The organism is Porticoccus sp. GXU_MW_L64 (assembly GCF_052983295.1).
This window is the reverse complement of the sequence record NZ_JBRKJK010000027.1, coordinates 1-17,395: the sequence shown is the minus strand read 5'-3', so window position 1 is coordinate 17,395 and position 17,395 is coordinate 1. Positions and strand designations below refer to the sequence as shown.

Here is a 17,395-nt window from a genome sequence, read left to right as displayed (position 1 = left end):
GTTGAAATTACTCTATGCTGGCGTCATCAACGCTTCGGAAAAATGGACACACCCCGTTCAAAACTGGAATCTGACGTTGTCGCAAATGGCGATTCATTTTGAAGGGCGGTTAGATGGAGTGCTGGATATTTAAAGCGCCACCGCGCTAAACTGACGCCGCTGTGACGGGCTGAAGGTTCTGAGGCCGCTTCGCGGAATCAGGTTCATCAGACCGGCGCAGTGGCCAACAAGCGAAGCGCGTTAGCTTCGATTTGGTGACACAGAATTTTGAACACCCTCACCCCAGTGGATAAGCTCTACTGGGGCATTTCAATATTGAATTCAATAATGGTTAATTTTTCTTGGCGCTATATAACAGCTCCTGGGGACTGCAACCAGTTGAGCCTACTATATATTGTAAGCCCCACTATAACTATTAGATAAAGGACGATAATGCACTTTTCAGAGACACTAACATGCCGAAACAAGAAGCCTATCGGAATTAATAAAACAATCATAAGTGTGATTGCCAACTTAATTAACGCTACGTTTTCATCATCAGCCTGAGCAATAGATGTTGGGTGCAAATACCGATAATCATTATCAGGCATTGTCGCCCAAGGGAAAGCAATAAAGAAATATACCAAAAGAGTCAAATATAGAAATAGCCTTTTCATTTTGTTACTCCAAGAATCCGCGCATCTTATCCATTTTTCCTAACAAATCATCTCCGTAATTTGAAATTCCTCTCTTACTGATCTCAGAAAGGTCTTTACCCTCACCAATAAGTGGATGTGGGTAGCCAATATTGTACATATAGCCTGCTGCACGAATATGTTCATCAGTATAGTCAGCTGCCGTTAAACCATCATATTCTTGGCGCATTGCCTCTCCTATATGCCTAGCAACAACATTCAGGTTTGCATTTTCATTTTGCATTAGCTTGATAAGCTGGACACGACCACCATAATTTAAGGACTCAGGATCAACATTTAGCGCCTTGGCCACATTCCGCAATTGAATCTGTACATCTCCGAAGGAAGTATTCAAGGGGTCTCCAGATATTAAGCCCATAGACCGTAGATCATGAACAATAATATCTTGATCATCTGGATCTCCACCGACTTCAGTCCAAGCTATACCTGCCAACATCTCCGGTGGGATATCATGATATTCAGCTATTTTCTTTATTGCCTCTTTTTTGTCTTTGACCCATGCATCTTTAAATTCTGCCAAGCTAGACTCTGCTGGATTGCTGTTGAATAAATTCTCAAAGAAATATTGTATAGCATCAATTTCATTCCATTTATGGTCATTACCATCAGAACTGACATTATCTCCTCTGGCAACATGCCCACCTCCCTCACTGCTGTCCTCTGATGCAGAAGTCAATGCCCCAGCCGAAAACGATGCCAAGCTCGAACCCTTGGGTATCACTCTACTCCCCAAGCTACCAAATACACTGCTCATAGCAGCAAATGTATTCATCGTGCTAGATGAATTCCAACCGAACACATCCCCCAATGTAGCTCCTCCAAGAGATCTTAATGCATCACCGGAGATTATCGTCACATATCCACTCGGATCCGTGGCGTTCAGAGGATTGTTCCACGTATAACTGTATCGGTTCAGAGATTGGGTATTCAGTGGATCCTGGATAATCGGATCAGCCTGAAGGAATCGGGCGATCTTCGCATCGTAAATCCGCCCGTTCATGTGAACGATGCCCACTTCGTCCAGCATCTCGTGCCCGGTAAAGCCCCGGGTGGTGATGCCGTGAGCCCCTATGCCATTTCTCAGGGTGCTGTCATTGTCAAAGAACCCGGCGAGTTCTGTCGCCGTCAGGTCGCTCCAGTTTACGCCGTTTCTGCGCTCACCCCAAGGGTCGAAGCTCAGTTCTTCCACTATGGCGCCATTGGCATTGGTGATCACGTCCAAACTGCCCAGGTGGTCATAGTGGCGGTAGTGGGTGTCGCTGTGGGTGACGGTCTGGTTGTTGTTGAGGTGCAGGGTAACAATGGCGGCATCGCCAATGTAGCGTTTGATTTCCGTCATGCCCTCGGCGTCTTCGATGATTTCTACGCTGCCGATGTACCAGGTGGTCTTGTCGATGCCGTTGTTGTTTTTATCGTCGGTGCGTTTGTAGCGCATCCGGTCGGGCCCGTAGTCAAAGGCGGTGGTGTGGCTGCTGCCTTTTTGGATGTGTACGGGTTTGTCGAAGCTGCTGTAGGTCAGGGTTCGGCCATCGCCACTGGTGTTGTTGCCGTTGGCATCGTATTGGTAGCTTTGCCCGGCGATGGTGGTGGCGGCGTGAGGGCCGGCGTTGTTTTGGCCGTAGCGGTAGTTGCCCACATCGCTTTTGTGGGTGATGTTGCCCAGGGCGTCATACTGTACGGTTTTGGTGGCGCCGCTGACGGTGTATTGGGTGAGGCGGTTAAGGCCATCGTACTGGAAGGTTTCGCTCAGGTTTTTGTTGCCGGACTGCTCCTGGCGGTGGGTGAGGTTACCCAGGGTGTCCCAGGTGTAGTCCAGTTCTTGAATGTCGCCGTGACTGCCGGCAATGCTGGTGCCGAGTTAGGGGTTCACCTTGGCTCTATGTGGTGGTCTTGCCACATGAATCCGACCTGATTTTTAAAATCAATCGAGTCTGACCCTATCGGTTAGAGTCTGACCCTATCGGTTAGACCCTATCGGTTCTCTGATCGGGCTCGGGCAGTTTCTCAGTCTGGTGCGCCAGCGGGAGCAACAACTCAAAGAGCGGATAAAGCGGATCAGGGAGTGACCGCACCACCAAACGAACAACGCCCCGGCAGATGACTGGCGGGGCGTTGGGTAGGATTTCCTCGGTTATATATCAGTGATGATTAGTTAAATCTATTTTCTTTTCGCTTAGCTTGCTCATTAAATCGTCTAATCTCAAAGGGCGTTCCGACTCTACCAAAGAAGCCTTTCTTCCCCCTGCAAGAACTGCAACTTCCCACTTTTTTCCCTTCATATCAATTATTCTTATAACCGAGGTTTCTTTGCAAAAATTTCTAATAGCTTTAGCTTTTTTCTTGTCATATGGAACAACATTTGAGTATCTCACCATATTCAAAACACCACCTCGCGAATGAGGGCTTTGGCCAACACCTAAAAAATCTCCAACATCATTTACTGTTGATATCAAAAGCTCTTTTCCCTTCGCATTTAACTCTCCGTCTTGGCGATAATCCTCTCCAAAATCTGCAACAAAAACTATATCAAGAAGCTCCAAATTCTCCCTGTATTGTATTTTCTCAAAAAAGACCCCAGACTGTTTTAATCTAGACATCCTTCCTTCGGCAACTTTCAGATCAAGGTAAACCCTAAACAAAAAATCATCTAACTCTTGAGTTGTAAAAACTCTATCCGCATCTGCAGATGCTCCGCAAAAAAGAGTCGATAATATCAGTGCAAAAACAAACTTCATGCTATTCCCTATCAATTCAGATCATACTCTCTTAAATCTTTGCCTAAGGTACGCCCAAAGGCTCCAAGATCACCTTTAGGTGGTGAACCATATTTCGCAGGAGAGCTAATTATTTGAAGTTTACGCCTATTGATGGCCCACTTAACTCGTCCAGTTCGGCGCGTATCATAATTTCTAACTTTCTCAATTGCTCGGGGTATCCCCGGTTTACGCCAATCACCCTGGTATCGTGTAAACCCTGTAGTACTGTATTCCGCATAAAGGGTTTCGTACTGAACCGTTCTCCTCCAAACATTAGTAGCTGTCGACTCCATCACTTGACCTGTTATATCTGCAATCCTTCCAGGCCCAGTCTTTTTAGCTAATTCAAGCGCAGCACCAAGAGTTTGTGCCGCTGCACCAGCATCAGATTGCAACGATTCGTTTTCCACTAATTCCCAATCTGAATAAACCACCCGAGTGACAATCACCCCAATTGATGATCCAGGACTTTTTGGATTCGAAACCGCACGGTATGTTAAAAATTCGCCATGTATTAAATTTATGTACTCTCCATCGGTTAGCACATCCATATTAATATTTTCTTCGTTGTCGTAATCGCCATCGAATACTTCATAATCTGGATCGAATAACGGATCTGCAGGCTCATTTTCACCATTATCTTGCTTCACCCCCGGCATCGAACAATAGTGCATATTCGACCCTGAACAACTGCCTCCGTTCTCCTCCTGTGCAGATGCATGAACCCGACGCCTGTCCTACGCTACCTCCCGATTTTCCCTAGTCCCTTCAGCCACTTAGCTCACCATTTCCCCGATACCATACCCCACCCGCAAAAAAATTCCCAGAGGCGCTTTTTTGCCCTTAGCCGCCGATTCGGGGGCGCGGCAGCGCCCCTGATCAGCAGCTAAAAGGGTTGTGGGTTTGGGAAGGCGGCGAGGATGGGGCAGCGGGTTTTTGCTGCCACACCGCAGGTGCCCACGCGCGGCACTGGATGGCGGGCAATGCTGGGACTGTTTCCGCGCGTAGCTCTCGGGATTGGCTACAAGGTTTATAGAGAGTGCCTTTTGCGGCTTGCCGCCCCCTTAAAGCGACTGGGCCATTTACACATAATGCAAATTATGCGGCGCAGCGGACAGTGGGTTGTGTGGTGTGCCGCCCTGCGTTGTTGGTTATTTGGATTAACTTACACGGCGCACGACATGACCCACTGCGCATAATTTCAGCATTATGTTCAATGGCCCTGGCGCGGTGCAGCCCCATGCCTGGGGCGCGCCCTGGAGGCTGCTTGCAGCCGGAAGTGCGGGGGTTGGTAAACAATATAGCGCTGCTGGACGCATGAAGGTTTGGCGCGCTGGTTGCGCTGGTTGCAAGCAGCGTGACAAGCCTTGATGTGGCCAGCTGTTGCCTTATTGTCTTTTCGGTGTTTCGCTAATGCGTCGGGCTCTCCGCCTAAATGCGCTCTTCTCGACTGTGCCAAACACGCACAATCACAACACGCTCTTTTTCTTCACGATACCGCAAGACATAGTTACCGTTACCAAACGGGATCAACAGATCACGGAACGGCAGCAAGTCTTCAACCGGGCGTCCAGCTTCCGGGTTTTCTGACAAGATTATCGCCGCCTCTTTGATGCGACTGGCAGCCCGTTGTGCGGCTGCCGGATTTTTCTCACGGATAAAATCACGGAGCCGCGAGACATCTCTCACGGCTCCGGACAACCAGACTATTTCACTGGGCATGCACTTTCCTTAGGGTCTCCCCAACTGTCCAGCCATTGGGTCATGGCGTCATTGCTCACCACCTCCCCTGTCTCCTGATAGGCTTCCCAGCGCTCCAGGGTTTCCTGCCTGGCTTGCTCCTTTGCCTCTTCCTGCTGGATATAACGGCGCAAAGCCTCTTTGGCATGGTGGCTCTTGGAGCGATGGGTTTTCTCTGCTAAGGCAGTCAAGCGCTGCTCCAGGTTTTCATCGAGACGGACTCCCAACATAACGCACCTCGTTTAACGATGTTTAACAACGTTAAACAGTATAGTCTCAAGCCCTTCATTCGTCACCCTCATCATCAGACTCCATTTCCAATGTGGTCAACAGCTCTTCTTCCGTGGCCTCTGGTTCATCACTCTCCTGCCGCTCCCGATGCATCGCCGGATGGGTCATATCATGGATCTGCTTGAGCTTCACAATCGAGACCTGCGTGTAAATCTGGGTGGTCTGGATACTGGCGTGCCCCAGCATCTGTTGGATAAAACGGATATCGGCACCGTTATCCAGCATCAGTGTCGCCACAGTGTGTCTAAACAGGTGGCAGCTGCCATTCTTCCCGATATCCGCTTGCTTGATGTACTTGGTAACAATGCGACTCAGTTTGTCGGGCAGCAATGGCAGGCCAGTGGGCTCCAGGAACACCACACCCTCATCCGGCTCAAGGGCAAACCCTGGTCGCACTTCGTCCAAGTAGCGCTGGAGCCAGATAACTGCCCGCTCACTGATCGGCACAAAGCGGTCTTTCTTGTTCTTGCCCTGCCGTACCGCCAGCACACCCCGCTCGGCGTGGATATCTGCGCGCACCAGGTTAATCACTTCCATGCGGCGGATACCGGTGCTGTAGAGCACTTCCAGGATGGCGCGATTGCGCAACCCTTCCTCGGTGCAGATGTCCGGCAACGACAGGATCAGTTCCGCCTCCTGGGCGGTCAATGTCGCCTGAGGCAATCGCTTCTCCACCTTCGGCAGCTCCAGCTCACTGGCCGGATTGTAGAGCAGGTAGTTTTGCTGCGTCGCCCACTTAAAAAAACTGCGCAATGGAACCAGTCGCGCCAGCTGGTTTTTCGCACTCAACTGATTGCCCTTGCGATCCAGGCTGTGGTGCAGGTGACGGCGGTAACGCTCCAGGATGGGTTTCGTAATATCAGTGGCGCAACCGATACCGCGCTCATCACACCAGGCGGTAAATTGATTCAAAGTGACATGGCGGTGGGTAATGGTGCGCTCGGCGTAATTCATCACCTGCAGGTGATCCAGGTACAGGCGGCTAAGGAAGGTCAGGCTCAAGCTGTTCATCAGGAGGCCGCTACCACTCCACTACGGTACGACCCGTTATTGCGTTTCGCTCCTAATACATTTTCAGCGTTACCCCGACCACTTTCTGGCAACTCCGTGCCATCACTGGACTGGGATGATTTCACCGACTCCGACCGTCCCCCGACTTGGGGCCGACCAAGAGCCGACAACTTATCGGTTACCCCCGACTTCTTTTTGTCATACCCCCTTGTTCCATAACCCAGTTTTTCGGTATCAATCAGACCCATCATCCGTAGCTGATCGCCGTCACCGCCATCAAACAGCAACTCATATTCGTAAGATTGGCCACGTCGGCCCCGATGAGTCAGCAAGTATTCCATTTCCTCCAGTCGGCCCAGGTGCACCTTGAGCTGGGTGTTGCCCCAACTCGTGTACTCCCGCACCTCACGGCGGCTAAAGCGGTAATCCTTCTGCTCGATGCTGTCCGTCTGACAAGCCTCTTTCACCATTTCCTGGATCAACCGCAGCAGTTTGCGCGTCTGCGCCGGCAACTCGTCCAAAGTCCGTCCCAACACCTCATGGGCCAGCCGGTTAGCGGTCTCGATGTCACTGAGCTGCACTTCCACATATTCCAGATTCTGGCCTGCGTGATTCACGGTTTTAATATCGCGCTGGTATTGATGCAAAAGAGCAATGCTGTCGATCAGGGTGAGGTATTTTTCGTGGTCACGACGGGTACGGGTTTTGTCATCCAGGAAGGTGAGTTGATCGGCGTAAGGGTTAATCACTGCCAGCGGTCGCAGCAATCGTTGGGCGTTGCGGTGCAGAGCAACCAGCCGATCCTTTTCCAGTTTGGCTTGGAGGCCTTCGAGGGTTCTACGCCGACGCTGCGCCTCGTGGATTGCTCGTGTCTGCTCCCTGGATTCGTTGACGGTTAACACCAGGCAGCGATTTAACAGCTCCTCGTCGATATCAATGGCGGTGGTGGTCAGGAACAACATTACCGGCCCTTCCACCCGGTATTCCCGCGTCACCAGGTCGCCGCTGTTTTCATCTTTGCCGGTACTGGCAATGGTGATTTCCCCTTCACTCTGCAACAGCTTTAACGCATAACTGGCATTGCTGGCGCCTTCCTCTTCAGCAATGGCCAGTATCTTGTGCTTGAGGTTGGTTTCCCCCATGTAAAACAAACTCTGGCCGGTCATGGCTGAGTATTGCACCCGCTCATCTTCCGGCATCAGGTTCAACACCGCGTCCATCAAACTGCTTTTACCGGCTGCGCTGGTGGATTGGATAATCACCGCCAGCGGTCGATCCAATTTTCTCGATCCCGCCGCCAGGTAACCAACCAACTTATTTACTTCCTCACCCACCACACCACAGCGACTAAAATCGGTCAGGATACGTTCCAACAATGCAGGATCACGCAGTAATTCCAGCGCCTCGGATTCCTCACCCTCACTCAACACACTGGCCTTTTTCTCTTCCAGCTGACTACCCTGGATTAACTGCTCTTGCAGCTCCTCCAACTTTAATAGCACCTTGCCTAGGTCGGCTTTTAAGGTGTTTTCCTCAACAGCCAGCTCCAGTGCCGCCACCTTGATAAAGCTCTGCCGATGTTTCGCTGAGTACAGATCGAAGGTATCCACATGCAACGATTCTTCCCGACTGGCCAGCACATTCACTTTCAGCACTTCGTAGTTTTTGTTTTTCTCCAGGCCGCGCACGCGATACTTGCGATCACCAAACACCAGGTTCACTTCCCGGTCGGTCACGTTGGCACCTATGGGGTTGGCGGGTGCATCAGGCACCGCCGCAGCCGGTGGCAAAAGCGCTTTTTCTGGTTCAGCAACTGGCGCGTCGCCCTCGCCCATCCATTCCGCACTGCGGATCACTACACCCAGGCTTTTGCTGGCGGGCGTTACTTCCAGCGCGTAACGGTTTGCGTCCATGCCTTTTGGGAAGTTCAGGCGGTAACAACCAAAACCGGATTGCTGTAACTGCTTGGCCAATTTTTCAGCGGCGCTATTTCCCGCCTCGTCTCGATCATAGGTAATCAACACCCGCTGGATTTCCAACTGTTTAAACAACGCCAAGTGGTCATCCGTAAAACCCTGTGTGCCGTAACTGGCCGTCACATTGCGATACCCAGCACACCAGAACGTCATTGCATCGATCAGCGCTTCACAGAGGATTACTTCTTTTTGATCCACCAGCCCGACCGCATTCCAGACACCGGCGTGAGGGCCGGGCAGATAAAGATGTTTCGGGGTGCCCTTGCGCAGGTCGTCCCGCACCTTGCGGCCGTACAGTTCCACCACCTGGCCGCCATCATTCAACACCGGTACCACCAGCGAACCGTTAAAGTGCTCGTGACCGGATTTTCGATAGATGCCCAGCTCCTGGAGCTTACTGCGCAGCTCCGCGCCGCTTTTGCTTCGCTTGGTGGGCAGCCGGTAACTCAAGGTGCGGTTGGCATAGCCCAATTTAAAACGGTTGATCAGTTCGGGATGGCTCAACCCCCGACTCTCCAGGTACGCCAGCGCCTCTGGGCTTTCTTGCAGGGCCTGGTGGTAATAATCAGTGATCTGGTTCAGCAGTTGTTGGGCTTCGGCATCCTCCGACAACACCACATCCAGCTTGCGGGCAATGGATTTTTTTACCGGACGCTCTGGAGCGGCTAAAACAGAGGTGTCCGATTGCAAGATTTCAACAGCGTGGCGGAAGCTCACGCCCTGGGTCTTGATCACCCAATCGATCACCGACCCGGCGGCACCGCAGCCAAAGCAGTTAAACAGGTTGGATTGCGGGCTGATGATCAGGCTCGGCGTCTTCTCCTCGTGGAACGGGCAACAGATCGCGTAGTCCTTGCCCTGCTTCACAGGTTGGTAGTCCTGGTTTTTGACCAGCTGTAACAGCGATACCTCGCTTTTCAGCTTCTCGACTTGTTCTGCTGGTATGCGCGCCATGCCTATCTCCCAATACGGGATTTCAGCTAAATGCTGTCAACCCCTATATTCAAAAAATGTATACTTTATTTGTTGGACGCAAGCATATACACTGCATGTATATATCGTCAACCCAAGGCGGAAGTAATATGCAAAACCAGGGATACAATCAGCGGCATCAAGCACCACAACGGAGCTTCACGATGCCAAAACAAGATATGGAACAGCTCACCGATTTCGGCAAACGGTTGGTGACCCTGCGTAAAAAGGCCGGATACACCCAAGTGGAACTGGCCAGAGAGCTGGATGTGACTCAGCGGATGATTTCTTACTACGAGGGACACAGTGAGTATCCACCCGCCGCCCTATTACCCAAACTGGCCAAGGTACTCGGCGTCAGCTCCGATGAGTTGCTGGGCATCAAACCTCTGAAGAAGACTCGGCAGCCTGATACCCGGCTACAGCGACGCCTGCAACATATCGAGAAGTTGACTCCCGCCAGGAAGCGGCAGATTTTGCAGGTGATTGATACGTTTATTGAGAATGAGCACCTCAGACAACAGGCTTCGTAAGCGTTAACCAAGTGTGCGGCCACCCGCCCGGCTAACTAACCAAAACAATCTACACAACAGGTTACTATCGCTACCTTGATCATACGGTGGCCATAATGTCTAGGAGACACTAAATTTTGAAGTTTATTATGACTATAGCGGCTGCTTTAATATCTTCGCTTACATTAAGTTGTTCTGCTGATCTCGGCTATCAGCCAGAAAGTGGAGACATCATCTTTCATACATCAAAATCCGCTCAAAGTTCGGCGATTCAGTTGGCAACAAAATCAAAGTATAGCCACATGGGGATAGTGTATGTTTTAAAGGGAGAGCCTTTTGTCTTTGAAGCTGTTGAGCCAGTTAAGACTACCCCACTAAAAGAATGGGTCGCTCGAGGTGAAGATGGTCATTACGTGGTGAAGCGGCTTGCTAATGCTACAGCTGTACTTTCACCGGAAGGATTAGCGCGTATGCAAAAGGTTGGAGAGAGTTTTACCGGGAAGCACTACGATTTGTACTTTGGCTGGAGCGATGAGCGAATTTATTGCTCTGAGTTGGTTTGGAAAATTTTCAAGCGTGGTTTAGGTGTAGAGATCGGTGCGTTGGAGACATTGGGCGACTTCGACCTCTCTTCTCCTGAGGCTCATCAAAAGCTACAGGAGCGCTGGGGAGGTAAGCCACCACTTGAAGAGCAGGTGATTTCACCAGCCGCCATGTTTGATAGTGACTTACTTGTAGAGGTTCATCGCGAGTAAATACCTTAACAGCTGTTCAAAAAAATATTCGTTCTCAGCTATAAATTAAGACGATTTCTCAACAAATAAATTTGCCCCCTTTTCGCTCGTTTTTTATTCTTGGTAGCCACTTAAAGGGCTAATAGCATTTATTTTCTCAAGTTCAACAGGCTCAATCACCATTTGGTTTTTCATATTTAAAAAGACTATGTATGTAACCGTTTCTGACTTCGCTCTATATTTATAAATAATGCTTCCAGGCGGAAGTGTGCCAATTTTTCCGGGAGATGCCTGGAGAGTAATTTCCTCTAGCAACTTATATGTCGACATATCTCCCAAATTATATCGCTTCCACTTTGCTCCTGCCCAAAAGGCAAGGACACATAGAACCAAAACGATTGATAAATACATAATTTTTCTCACTATAAAACTCGCTTTTACCATTTGTATGTATTAGTAGAATCTACCTTCCCTGATTGTTTAATTGCATCCTGCAAATCTAAGGGCATCCTTACTCCATCACCAGACTTGGCAAAACGATATGCTCTCCTGCTGAGCCAACTCAAACCTCTACCTTTATCAAATTTATTTTGGTTAAGTGTTCTATACAGTTCAGAATTTCCAGCCTTTAGACCATCTAATGCAACCGTTGCACAATTACAATTTGCAGCATGATAATCCGTTGCGAGCTGGTACTGCTTCATATGATCGCCCCGTTCTTCATTTGGTTTTCGGCCAGACACGAGGCTACTAAAGTGAGATATTATCTTGCCAGCTTCTTCAGTAGATGATGAAAAAACATAACCCTTTGTAGTCCTTCCCGTCGCATTTTCACCTGTTATATATTTATCGAAATTGGTCCAAATCCGAAGTGTTCCCTCTCCTTCACTGTCTTCAATTCCCCAAGGCTCACCATGATAGCGTCCAAAATCGTATGTATAGTCAAAATCCCCATCTTCACTATATACACGCAAAGCTACATGCCCATATGTGACATCTTCTCCGTCTCTATCCGTGTATCCTCCACCAATTAAAAGCTCGATTTTTACAACAGGCTTTTTAGCTTCTTCATTAGCTTTAACGTTTTTGGTGTCACCCTCATCCATGGTGCAATAATGCACGCCCGACCCGGAACAGCCACTCCCATTCTCATTCTGTGCAGATGCATGAACCCGACGCCTGTCCTACGCTACCTCCCGATTTTCCCTAGTCCCTTCAGCCACTTAGCTCACCATTTCCCCGATACCATACCCCACCCGCAAAAAAATTCCCAGAGGCGCTTTTTTGCCCTTAGCCGCCGATTCGGGGGCGCGGCAGCGCCCCTGATCAGCAGCTAAAAGGGTTGTGGGTTTGGGAAGGCGGCGAGGATGGGGCAGCGGGTTTTTGCTGCCACACCGCAGGTGCCCACGCGCGGCACTGGATGGCGGGCAATGCTGGGACTGTTTCCGCGCGTAGCTCTCGGGATTGGCTACAAGGTTTATAGAGAGTGCCTTTTGCGGCTTGCCGCCCCCTTAAAGCGACTGGGCCATTTACACATAATGCAAATTATGCGGCGCAGCGGACAGTGGGTTGTGTGGTGTGCCGCCCTGCGTTGTTGGTTATTTGGATTAACTTACACGGCGCACGACATGACCCACTGCGCATAATTTCAGCATTATGTTCAATGGCCCTGGCGCGGTGCAGCCCCATGCCTGGGGCGCGCCCTGGAGGCTGCTTGCAGCCGGAAGTGCGGGGGTTGGTAAACAATATAGCGCTGCTGGACGCATGAAGGTTTGGCGCGCTGGTTGCGCTGGTTGCAAGCAGCGTGACAAGCCTTGATGTGGCCAGCTGTTGCCTTATTGTCTTTTCGGTGTTTCGCTAATGCGTCGGGCTCTCCGCCTAAATGCGCTCTTCTCGACTGTGCCAAACACGCACAATCACAACACGCTCTTTTTCTTCACGATACCGCAAGACATAGTTACCGTTACCAAACGGGATCAACAGATCACGGAACGGCAGCAAGTCTTCAACCGGGCGTCCAGCTTCCGGGTTTTCTGACAAGATTATCGCCGCCTCTTTGATGCGACTGGCAGCCCGTTGTGCGGCTGCCGGATTTTTCTCACGGATAAAATCACGGAGCCGCGAGACATCTCTCACGGCTCCGGACAACCAGACTATTTCACTGGGCATGCACTTTCCTTAGGGTCTCCCCAACTGTCCAGCCATTGGGTCATGGCGTCATTGCTCACCACCTCCCCTGTCTCCTGATAGGCTTCCCAGCGCTCCAGGGTTTCCTGCCTGGCTTGCTCCTTTGCCTCTTCCTGCTGGATATAACGGCGCAAAGCCTCTTTGGCATGGTGGCTCTTGGAGCGATGGGTTTTCTCTGCTAAGGCAGTCAAGCGCTGCTCCAGGTTTTCATCGAGACGGACTCCCAACATAACGCACCTCGTTTAACGATGTTTAACAACGTTAAACAGTATAGTCTCAAGCCCTTCATTCGTCACCCTCATCATCAGACTCCATTTCCAATGTGGTCAACAGCTCTTCTTCCGTGGCCTCTGGTTCATCACTCTCCTGCCGCTCCCGATGCATCGCCGGATGGGTCATATCATGGATCTGCTTGAGCTTCACAATCGAGACCTGCGTGTAAATCTGGGTGGTCTGGATACTGGCGTGCCCCAGCATCTGTTGGATAAAACGGATATCGGCACCGTTATCCAGCATCAGTGTCGCCACAGTGTGTCTAAACAGGTGGCAGCTGCCATTCTTCCCGATATCCGCTTGCTTGATGTACTTGGTAACAATGCGACTCAGTTTGTCGGGCAGCAATGGCAGGCCAGTGGGCTCCAGGAACACCACACCCTCATCCGGCTCAAGGGCAAACCCTGGTCGCACTTCGTCCAAGTAGCGCTGGAGCCAGATAACTGCCCGCTCACTGATCGGCACAAAGCGGTCTTTCTTGTTCTTGCCCTGCCGTACCGCCAGCACACCCCGCTCGGCGTGGATATCTGCGCGCACCAGGTTAATCACTTCCATGCGGCGGATACCGGTGCTGTAGAGCACTTCCAGGATGGCGCGATTGCGCAACCCTTCCTCGGTGCAGATGTCCGGCAACGACAGGATCAGTTCCGCCTCCTGGGCGGTCAATGTCGCCTGAGGCAATCGCTTCTCCACCTTCGGCAGCTCCAGCTCACTGGCCGGATTGTAGAGCAGGTAGTTTTGCTGCGTCGCCCACTTAAAAAAACTGCGCAATGGAACCAGTCGCGCCAGCTGGTTTTTCGCACTCAACTGATTGCCCTTGCGATCCAGGCTGTGGTGCAGGTGACGGCGGTAACGCTCCAGGATGGGTTTCGTAATATCAGTGGCGCAACCGATACCGCGCTCATCACACCAGGCGGTAAATTGATTCAAAGTGACATGGCGGTGGGTAATGGTGCGCTCGGCGTAATTCATCACCTGCAGGTGATCCAGGTACAGGCGGCTAAGGAAGGTCAGGCTCAAGCTGTTCATCAGGAGGCCGCTACCACTCCACTACGGTACGACCCGTTATTGCGTTTCGCTCCTAATACATTTTCAGCGTTACCCCGACCACTTTCTGGCAACTCCGTGCCATCACTGGACTGGGATGATTTCACCGACTCCGACCGTCCCCCGACTTGGGGCCGACCAAGAGCCGACAACTTATCGGTTACCCCCGACTTCTTTTTGTCATACCCCCTTGTTCCATAACCCAGTTTTTCGGTATCAATCAGACCCATCATCCGTAGCTGATCGCCGTCACCGCCATCAAACAGCAACTCATATTCGTAAGATTGGCCACGTCGGCCCCGATGAGTCAGCAAGTATTCCATTTCCTCCAGTCGGCCCAGGTGCACCTTGAGCTGGGTGTTGCCCCAACTCGTGTACTCCCGCACCTCACGGCGGCTAAAGCGGTAATCCTTCTGCTCGATGCTGTCCGTCTGACAAGCCTCTTTCACCATTTCCTGGATCAACCGCAGCAGTTTGCGCGTCTGCGCCGGCAACTCGTCCAAAGTCCGTCCCAACACCTCATGGGCCAGCCGGTTAGCGGTCTCGATGTCACTGAGCTGCACTTCCACATATTCCAGATTCTGGCCTGCGTGATTCACGGTTTTAATATCGCGCTGGTATTGATGCAAAAGAGCAATGCTGTCGATCAGGGTGAGGTATTTTTCGTGGTCACGACGGGTACGGGTTTTGTCATCCAGGAAGGTGAGTTGATCGGCGTAAGGGTTAATCACTGCCAGCGGTCGCAGCAATCGTTGGGCGTTGCGGTGCAGAGCAACCAGCCGATCCTTTTCCAGTTTGGCTTGGAGGCCTTCGAGGGTTCTACGCCGACGCTGCGCCTCGTGGATTGCTCGTGTCTGCTCCCTGGATTCGTTGACGGTTAACACCAGGCAGCGATTTAACAGCTCCTCGTCGATATCAATGGCGGTGGTGGTCAGGAACAACATTACCGGCCCTTCCACCCGGTATTCCCGCGTCACCAGGTCGCCGCTGTTTTCATCTTTGCCGGTACTGGCAATGGTGATTTCCCCTTCACTCTGCAACAGCTTTAACGCATAACTGGCATTGCTGGCGCCTTCCTCTTCAGCAATGGCCAGTATCTTGTGCTTGAGGTTGGTTTCCCCCATGTAAAACAAACTCTGGCCGGTCATGGCTGAGTATTGCACCCGCTCATCTTCCGGCATCAGGTTCAACACCGCGTCCATCAAACTGCTTTTACCGGCTGCGCTGGTGGATTGGATAATCACCGCCAGCGGTCGATCCAATTTTCTCGATCCCGCCGCCAGGTAACCAACCAACTTATTTACTTCCTCACCCACCACACCACAGCGACTAAAATCGGTCAGGATACGTTCCAACAATGCAGGATCACGCAGTAATTCCAGCGCCTCGGATTCCTCACCCTCACTCAACACACTGGCCTTTTTCTCTTCCAGCTGACTACCCTGGATTAACTGCTCTTGCAGCTCCTCCAACTTTAATAGCACCTTGCCTAGGTCGGCTTTTAAGGTGTTTTCCTCAACAGCCAGCTCCAGTGCCGCCACCTTGATAAAGCTCTGCCGATGTTTCGCTGAGTACAGATCGAAGGTATCCACATGCAACGATTCTTCCCGACTGGCCAGCACATTCACTTTCAGCACTTCGTAGTTTTTGTTTTTCTCCAGGCCGCGCACGCGATACTTGCGATCACCAAACACCAGGTTCACTTCCCGGTCGGTCACGTTGGCACCTATGGGGTTGGCGGGTGCATCAGGCACCGCCGCAGCCGGTGGCAAAAGCGCTTTTTCTGGTTCAGCAACTGGCGCGTCGCCCTCGCCCATCCATTCCGCACTGCGGATCACTACACCCAGGCTTTTGCTGGCGGGCGTTACTTCCAGCGCGTAACGGTTTGCGTCCATGCCTTTTGGGAAGTTCAGGCGGTAACAACCAAAACCGGATTGCTGTAACTGCTTGGCCAATTTTTCAGCGGCGCTATTTCCCGCCTCGTCTCGATCATAGGTAATCAACACCCGCTGGATTTCCAACTGTTTAAACAACGCCAAGTGGTCATCCGTAAAACCCTGTGTGCCGTAACTGGCCGTCACATTGCGATACCCAGCACACCAGAACGTCATTGCATCGATCAGCGCTTCACAGAGGATTACTTCTTTTTGATCCACCAGCCCGACCGCATTCCAGACACCGGCGTGAGGGCCGGGCAGATAAAGATGTTTCGGGGTGCCCTTGCGCAGGTCGTCCCGCACCTTGCGGCCGTACAGTTCCACCACCTGGCCGCCATCATTCAACACCGGTACCACCAGCGAACCGTTAAAGTGCTCGTGACCGGATTTTCGATAGATGCCCAGCTCCTGGAGCTTACTGCGCAGCTCCGCGCCGCTTTTGCTTCGCTTGGTGGGCAGCCGGTAACTCAAGGTGCGGTTGGCATAGCCCAATTTAAAACGGTTGATCAGTTCGGGATGGCTCAACCCCCGACTCTCCAGGTACGCCAGCGCCTCTGGGCTTTCTTGCAGGGCCTGGTGGTAATAATCAGTGATCTGGTTCAGCAGTTGTTGGGCTTCGGCATCCTCCGACAACACCACATCCAGCTTGCGGGCAATGGATTTTTTTACCGGACGCTCTGGAGCGGCTAAAACAGAGGTGTCCGATTGCAAGATTTCAACAGCGTGGCGGAAGCTCACGCCCTGGGTCTTGATCACCCAATCGATCACCGACCCGGCGGCACCGCAGCCAAAGCAGTTAAACAGGTTGGATTGCGGGCTGATGATCAGGCTCGGCGTCTTCTCCTCGTGGAACGGGCAACAGATCGCGTAGTCCTTGCCCTGCTTCACAGGTTGGTAGTCCTGGTTTTTGACCAGCTGTAACAGCGATACCTCGCTTTTCAGCTTCTCGACTTGTTCTGCTGGTATGCGCGCCATGCCTATCTCCCAATACGGGATTTCAGCTAAATGCTGTCAACCCCTATATTCAAAAAATGTATACTTTATTTGTTGGACGCAAGCATATACACTGCATGTATATATCGTCAACCCAAGGCGGAAGTAATATGCAAAACCAGGGATACAATCAGCGGCATCAAGCACCACAACTGTTAAATTGCACCCAAATTTGACCCAGGTTTTGCATCTAAAATTGACCCACCTGGAAGGCCAGATTATGGCCTAGTTGGTTTTTCTCTTACCAGCTTTTTTCTCCTCTCGTTGATGT

At 51.4% G+C, this 17,395-nt stretch carries 16 protein-coding genes and 1 pseudogene; 4 read left to right on the top strand and 13 right to left on the bottom strand.

Features of this window, described 5'->3' with window-relative positions:
• Positions 1-133, top strand: a pseudogene (locus ACVBEJ_RS14265) (IS256 family transposase); the annotation flags it as partial.
• Positions 134-660: 527 nt separating this feature from the next.
• Here the strand turns inward: ACVBEJ_RS14265 and ACVBEJ_RS14260 are convergent.
• Positions 661-2,130 (bottom strand): RHS repeat domain-containing protein, encoded by a 1,470-nt coding sequence (locus ACVBEJ_RS14260; protein ID WP_447130308.1) that lies wholly within the window; start codon positions 2,128-2,130, stop codon positions 661-663.
• A gap of 30 nt (positions 2,131-2,160) precedes the next feature.
• Between ACVBEJ_RS14260 and ACVBEJ_RS14255 the strand changes: the two genes are divergently transcribed.
• A complete protein-coding gene (locus ACVBEJ_RS14255) occupies positions 2,161-2,607 on the top strand; it encodes a hypothetical protein (RefSeq protein WP_447130307.1) in 447 nt (148 codons plus the stop codon).
• 226 nt (positions 2,608-2,833) lie between these two features.
• Here ACVBEJ_RS14255 and ACVBEJ_RS14250 read toward each other — a convergent pair whose 3' ends face one another.
• The 6 genes from ACVBEJ_RS14250 to ACVBEJ_RS14225 all read right to left on the bottom strand — a co-directional run bounded on the left by ACVBEJ_RS14250 (position 2,834) and on the right by ACVBEJ_RS14225 (position 9,423).
• Positions 2,834-3,430, bottom strand: coding sequence for a hypothetical protein (locus ACVBEJ_RS14250; RefSeq protein WP_447130306.1), 597 nt, complete (start codon positions 3,428-3,430; stop codon positions 2,834-2,836).
• 11 nt (positions 3,431-3,441) lie between these two features.
• Positions 3,442-4,125 (bottom strand): hypothetical protein, encoded by a 684-nt coding sequence (locus tag ACVBEJ_RS14245; protein WP_447130305.1) that lies wholly within the window; start codon positions 4,123-4,125, stop codon positions 3,442-3,444.
• 757 nt (positions 4,126-4,882) lie between these two features.
• Positions 4,883-5,173 carry a type II toxin-antitoxin system RelE/ParE family toxin gene (locus tag ACVBEJ_RS14240; protein ID WP_447130300.1) on the bottom strand — a complete coding sequence of 97 codons (291 nt, stop codon included), beginning with the start codon at positions 5,171-5,173 and terminating at the stop codon, positions 4,883-4,885.
• Positions 5,158-5,421 carry a CopG family ribbon-helix-helix protein gene (locus ACVBEJ_RS14235; protein ID WP_447130299.1) on the bottom strand — a complete coding sequence of 88 codons (264 nt, stop codon included), beginning with the start codon at positions 5,419-5,421 and terminating at the stop codon, positions 5,158-5,160. The genes ACVBEJ_RS14240 and ACVBEJ_RS14235 overlap by 16 nt, the downstream gene beginning before the upstream one ends.
• Before the next feature lie 55 nt (positions 5,422-5,476).
• The gene (gene xerC / locus ACVBEJ_RS14230) at positions 5,477-6,493 is read right to left on the bottom strand and encodes a site-specific tyrosine recombinase XerC (protein ID WP_447130298.1); all 1,017 of its coding nucleotides are present in this window, start codon (positions 6,491-6,493) and stop codon (positions 5,477-5,479) included.
• Positions 6,493-9,423 (bottom strand): CHC2 zinc finger domain-containing protein, encoded by a 2,931-nt coding sequence (locus ACVBEJ_RS14225; RefSeq protein WP_447130297.1) that lies wholly within the window; start codon positions 9,421-9,423, stop codon positions 6,493-6,495. The genes xerC (ACVBEJ_RS14230) and ACVBEJ_RS14225 overlap by 1 nt, the downstream gene beginning before the upstream one ends.
• A 182-nt stretch (positions 9,424-9,605) precedes the next feature.
• Between ACVBEJ_RS14225 and ACVBEJ_RS14220 the strand changes: the two genes are divergently transcribed.
• On the top strand, positions 9,606-9,974 hold the full coding sequence (locus tag ACVBEJ_RS14220) for a helix-turn-helix domain-containing protein (protein WP_447130304.1): 369 nt from the start codon (positions 9,606-9,608) through the stop codon (positions 9,972-9,974).
• A gap of 116 nt (positions 9,975-10,090) precedes the next feature.
• On the top strand, positions 10,091-10,708 hold the full coding sequence (locus ACVBEJ_RS14215; protein WP_447130303.1) for a YiiX family permuted papain-like enzyme: 618 nt from the start codon (positions 10,091-10,093) through the stop codon (positions 10,706-10,708).
• Positions 10,709-10,801: 93 nt separating this feature from the next.
• Here the strand turns inward: ACVBEJ_RS14215 and ACVBEJ_RS14210 are convergent, their stop codons facing one another.
• The 6 genes from ACVBEJ_RS14210 to ACVBEJ_RS14185 form a co-directional block, all read right to left on the bottom strand.
• Complete coding sequence (locus ACVBEJ_RS14210; protein ID WP_447130302.1) at positions 10,802-11,110, bottom strand: hypothetical protein; 309 nt, start codon at positions 11,108-11,110, stop codon at positions 10,802-10,804.
• A gap of 14 nt (positions 11,111-11,124) precedes the next feature.
• Positions 11,125-11,793, bottom strand: a complete 669-nt coding sequence (locus tag ACVBEJ_RS14205) for a hypothetical protein (RefSeq protein WP_447130301.1) — start codon at positions 11,791-11,793, stop codon at positions 11,125-11,127.
• 772 nt (positions 11,794-12,565) lie between these two features.
• Positions 12,566-12,856, bottom strand: coding sequence for a type II toxin-antitoxin system RelE/ParE family toxin (locus ACVBEJ_RS14200; protein WP_447130300.1), 291 nt, complete (start codon positions 12,854-12,856; stop codon positions 12,566-12,568).
• Positions 12,841-13,104 carry a CopG family ribbon-helix-helix protein gene (locus tag ACVBEJ_RS14195; protein ID WP_447130299.1) on the bottom strand — a complete coding sequence of 88 codons (264 nt, stop codon included), beginning with the start codon at positions 13,102-13,104 and terminating at the stop codon, positions 12,841-12,843. The genes ACVBEJ_RS14200 and ACVBEJ_RS14195 overlap by 16 nt, the downstream gene beginning before the upstream one ends.
• Positions 13,105-13,159: 55 nt before the next feature.
• Positions 13,160-14,176, bottom strand: coding sequence for a site-specific tyrosine recombinase XerC (gene xerC / locus ACVBEJ_RS14190; RefSeq protein WP_447130298.1), 1,017 nt, complete (start codon positions 14,174-14,176; stop codon positions 13,160-13,162).
• Positions 14,176-17,106, bottom strand: a complete 2,931-nt coding sequence (locus tag ACVBEJ_RS14185; protein ID WP_447130297.1) for a CHC2 zinc finger domain-containing protein — start codon at positions 17,104-17,106, stop codon at positions 14,176-14,178. Before ACVBEJ_RS14185 ends, xerC (ACVBEJ_RS14190) begins: the two co-directional genes overlap by 1 nt.
• Positions 17,107-17,395 lie beyond the last annotated feature (289 nt).

Bases quoted from the DNA above. Each gene is read 5' to 3' on its own strand.
- ACVBEJ_RS14260 (WP_447130308.1), bottom strand. From the start codon at position 2,130: ATGCGCTACAAACGCACCGACGATAAAAACAACAACGGCATCGACAAG.
- ACVBEJ_RS14220 (WP_447130304.1), top strand. From the start codon at position 9,606: ATGCCAAAACAAGATATGGAACAGCTCACCGATTTCGGCAAACGGTTG.
- ACVBEJ_RS14240 (WP_447130300.1), bottom strand. From the start codon at position 5,173: ATGCCCAGTGAAATAGTCTGGTTGTCCGGAGCCGTGAGAGATGTCTCG.
- ACVBEJ_RS14200 (WP_447130300.1), bottom strand. From the start codon at position 12,856: ATGCCCAGTGAAATAGTCTGGTTGTCCGGAGCCGTGAGAGATGTCTCG.
- ACVBEJ_RS14250 (WP_447130306.1), bottom strand. From the start codon at position 3,430: ATGAAGTTTGTTTTTGCACTGATATTATCGACTCTTTTTTGCGGAGCA.
- ACVBEJ_RS14235 (WP_447130299.1), bottom strand. From the start codon at position 5,421: ATGTTGGGAGTCCGTCTCGATGAAAACCTGGAGCAGCGCTTGACTGCC.
- xerC (WP_447130298.1), bottom strand. From the start codon at position 14,176: ATGAACAGCTTGAGCCTGACCTTCCTTAGCCGCCTGTACCTGGATCAC.
- ACVBEJ_RS14225 (WP_447130297.1), bottom strand. From the start codon at position 9,423: ATGGCGCGCATACCAGCAGAACAAGTCGAGAAGCTGAAAAGCGAGGTA.
- xerC (WP_447130298.1), bottom strand. From the start codon at position 6,493: ATGAACAGCTTGAGCCTGACCTTCCTTAGCCGCCTGTACCTGGATCAC.
- ACVBEJ_RS14245 (WP_447130305.1), bottom strand. From the start codon at position 4,125: ATGCACTATTGTTCGATGCCGGGGGTGAAGCAAGATAATGGTGAAAAT.
- ACVBEJ_RS14185 (WP_447130297.1), bottom strand. From the start codon at position 17,106: ATGGCGCGCATACCAGCAGAACAAGTCGAGAAGCTGAAAAGCGAGGTA.
- ACVBEJ_RS14195 (WP_447130299.1), bottom strand. From the start codon at position 13,104: ATGTTGGGAGTCCGTCTCGATGAAAACCTGGAGCAGCGCTTGACTGCC.
- ACVBEJ_RS14205 (WP_447130301.1), bottom strand. From the start codon at position 11,793: ATGGATGAGGGTGACACCAAAAACGTTAAAGCTAATGAAGAAGCTAAA.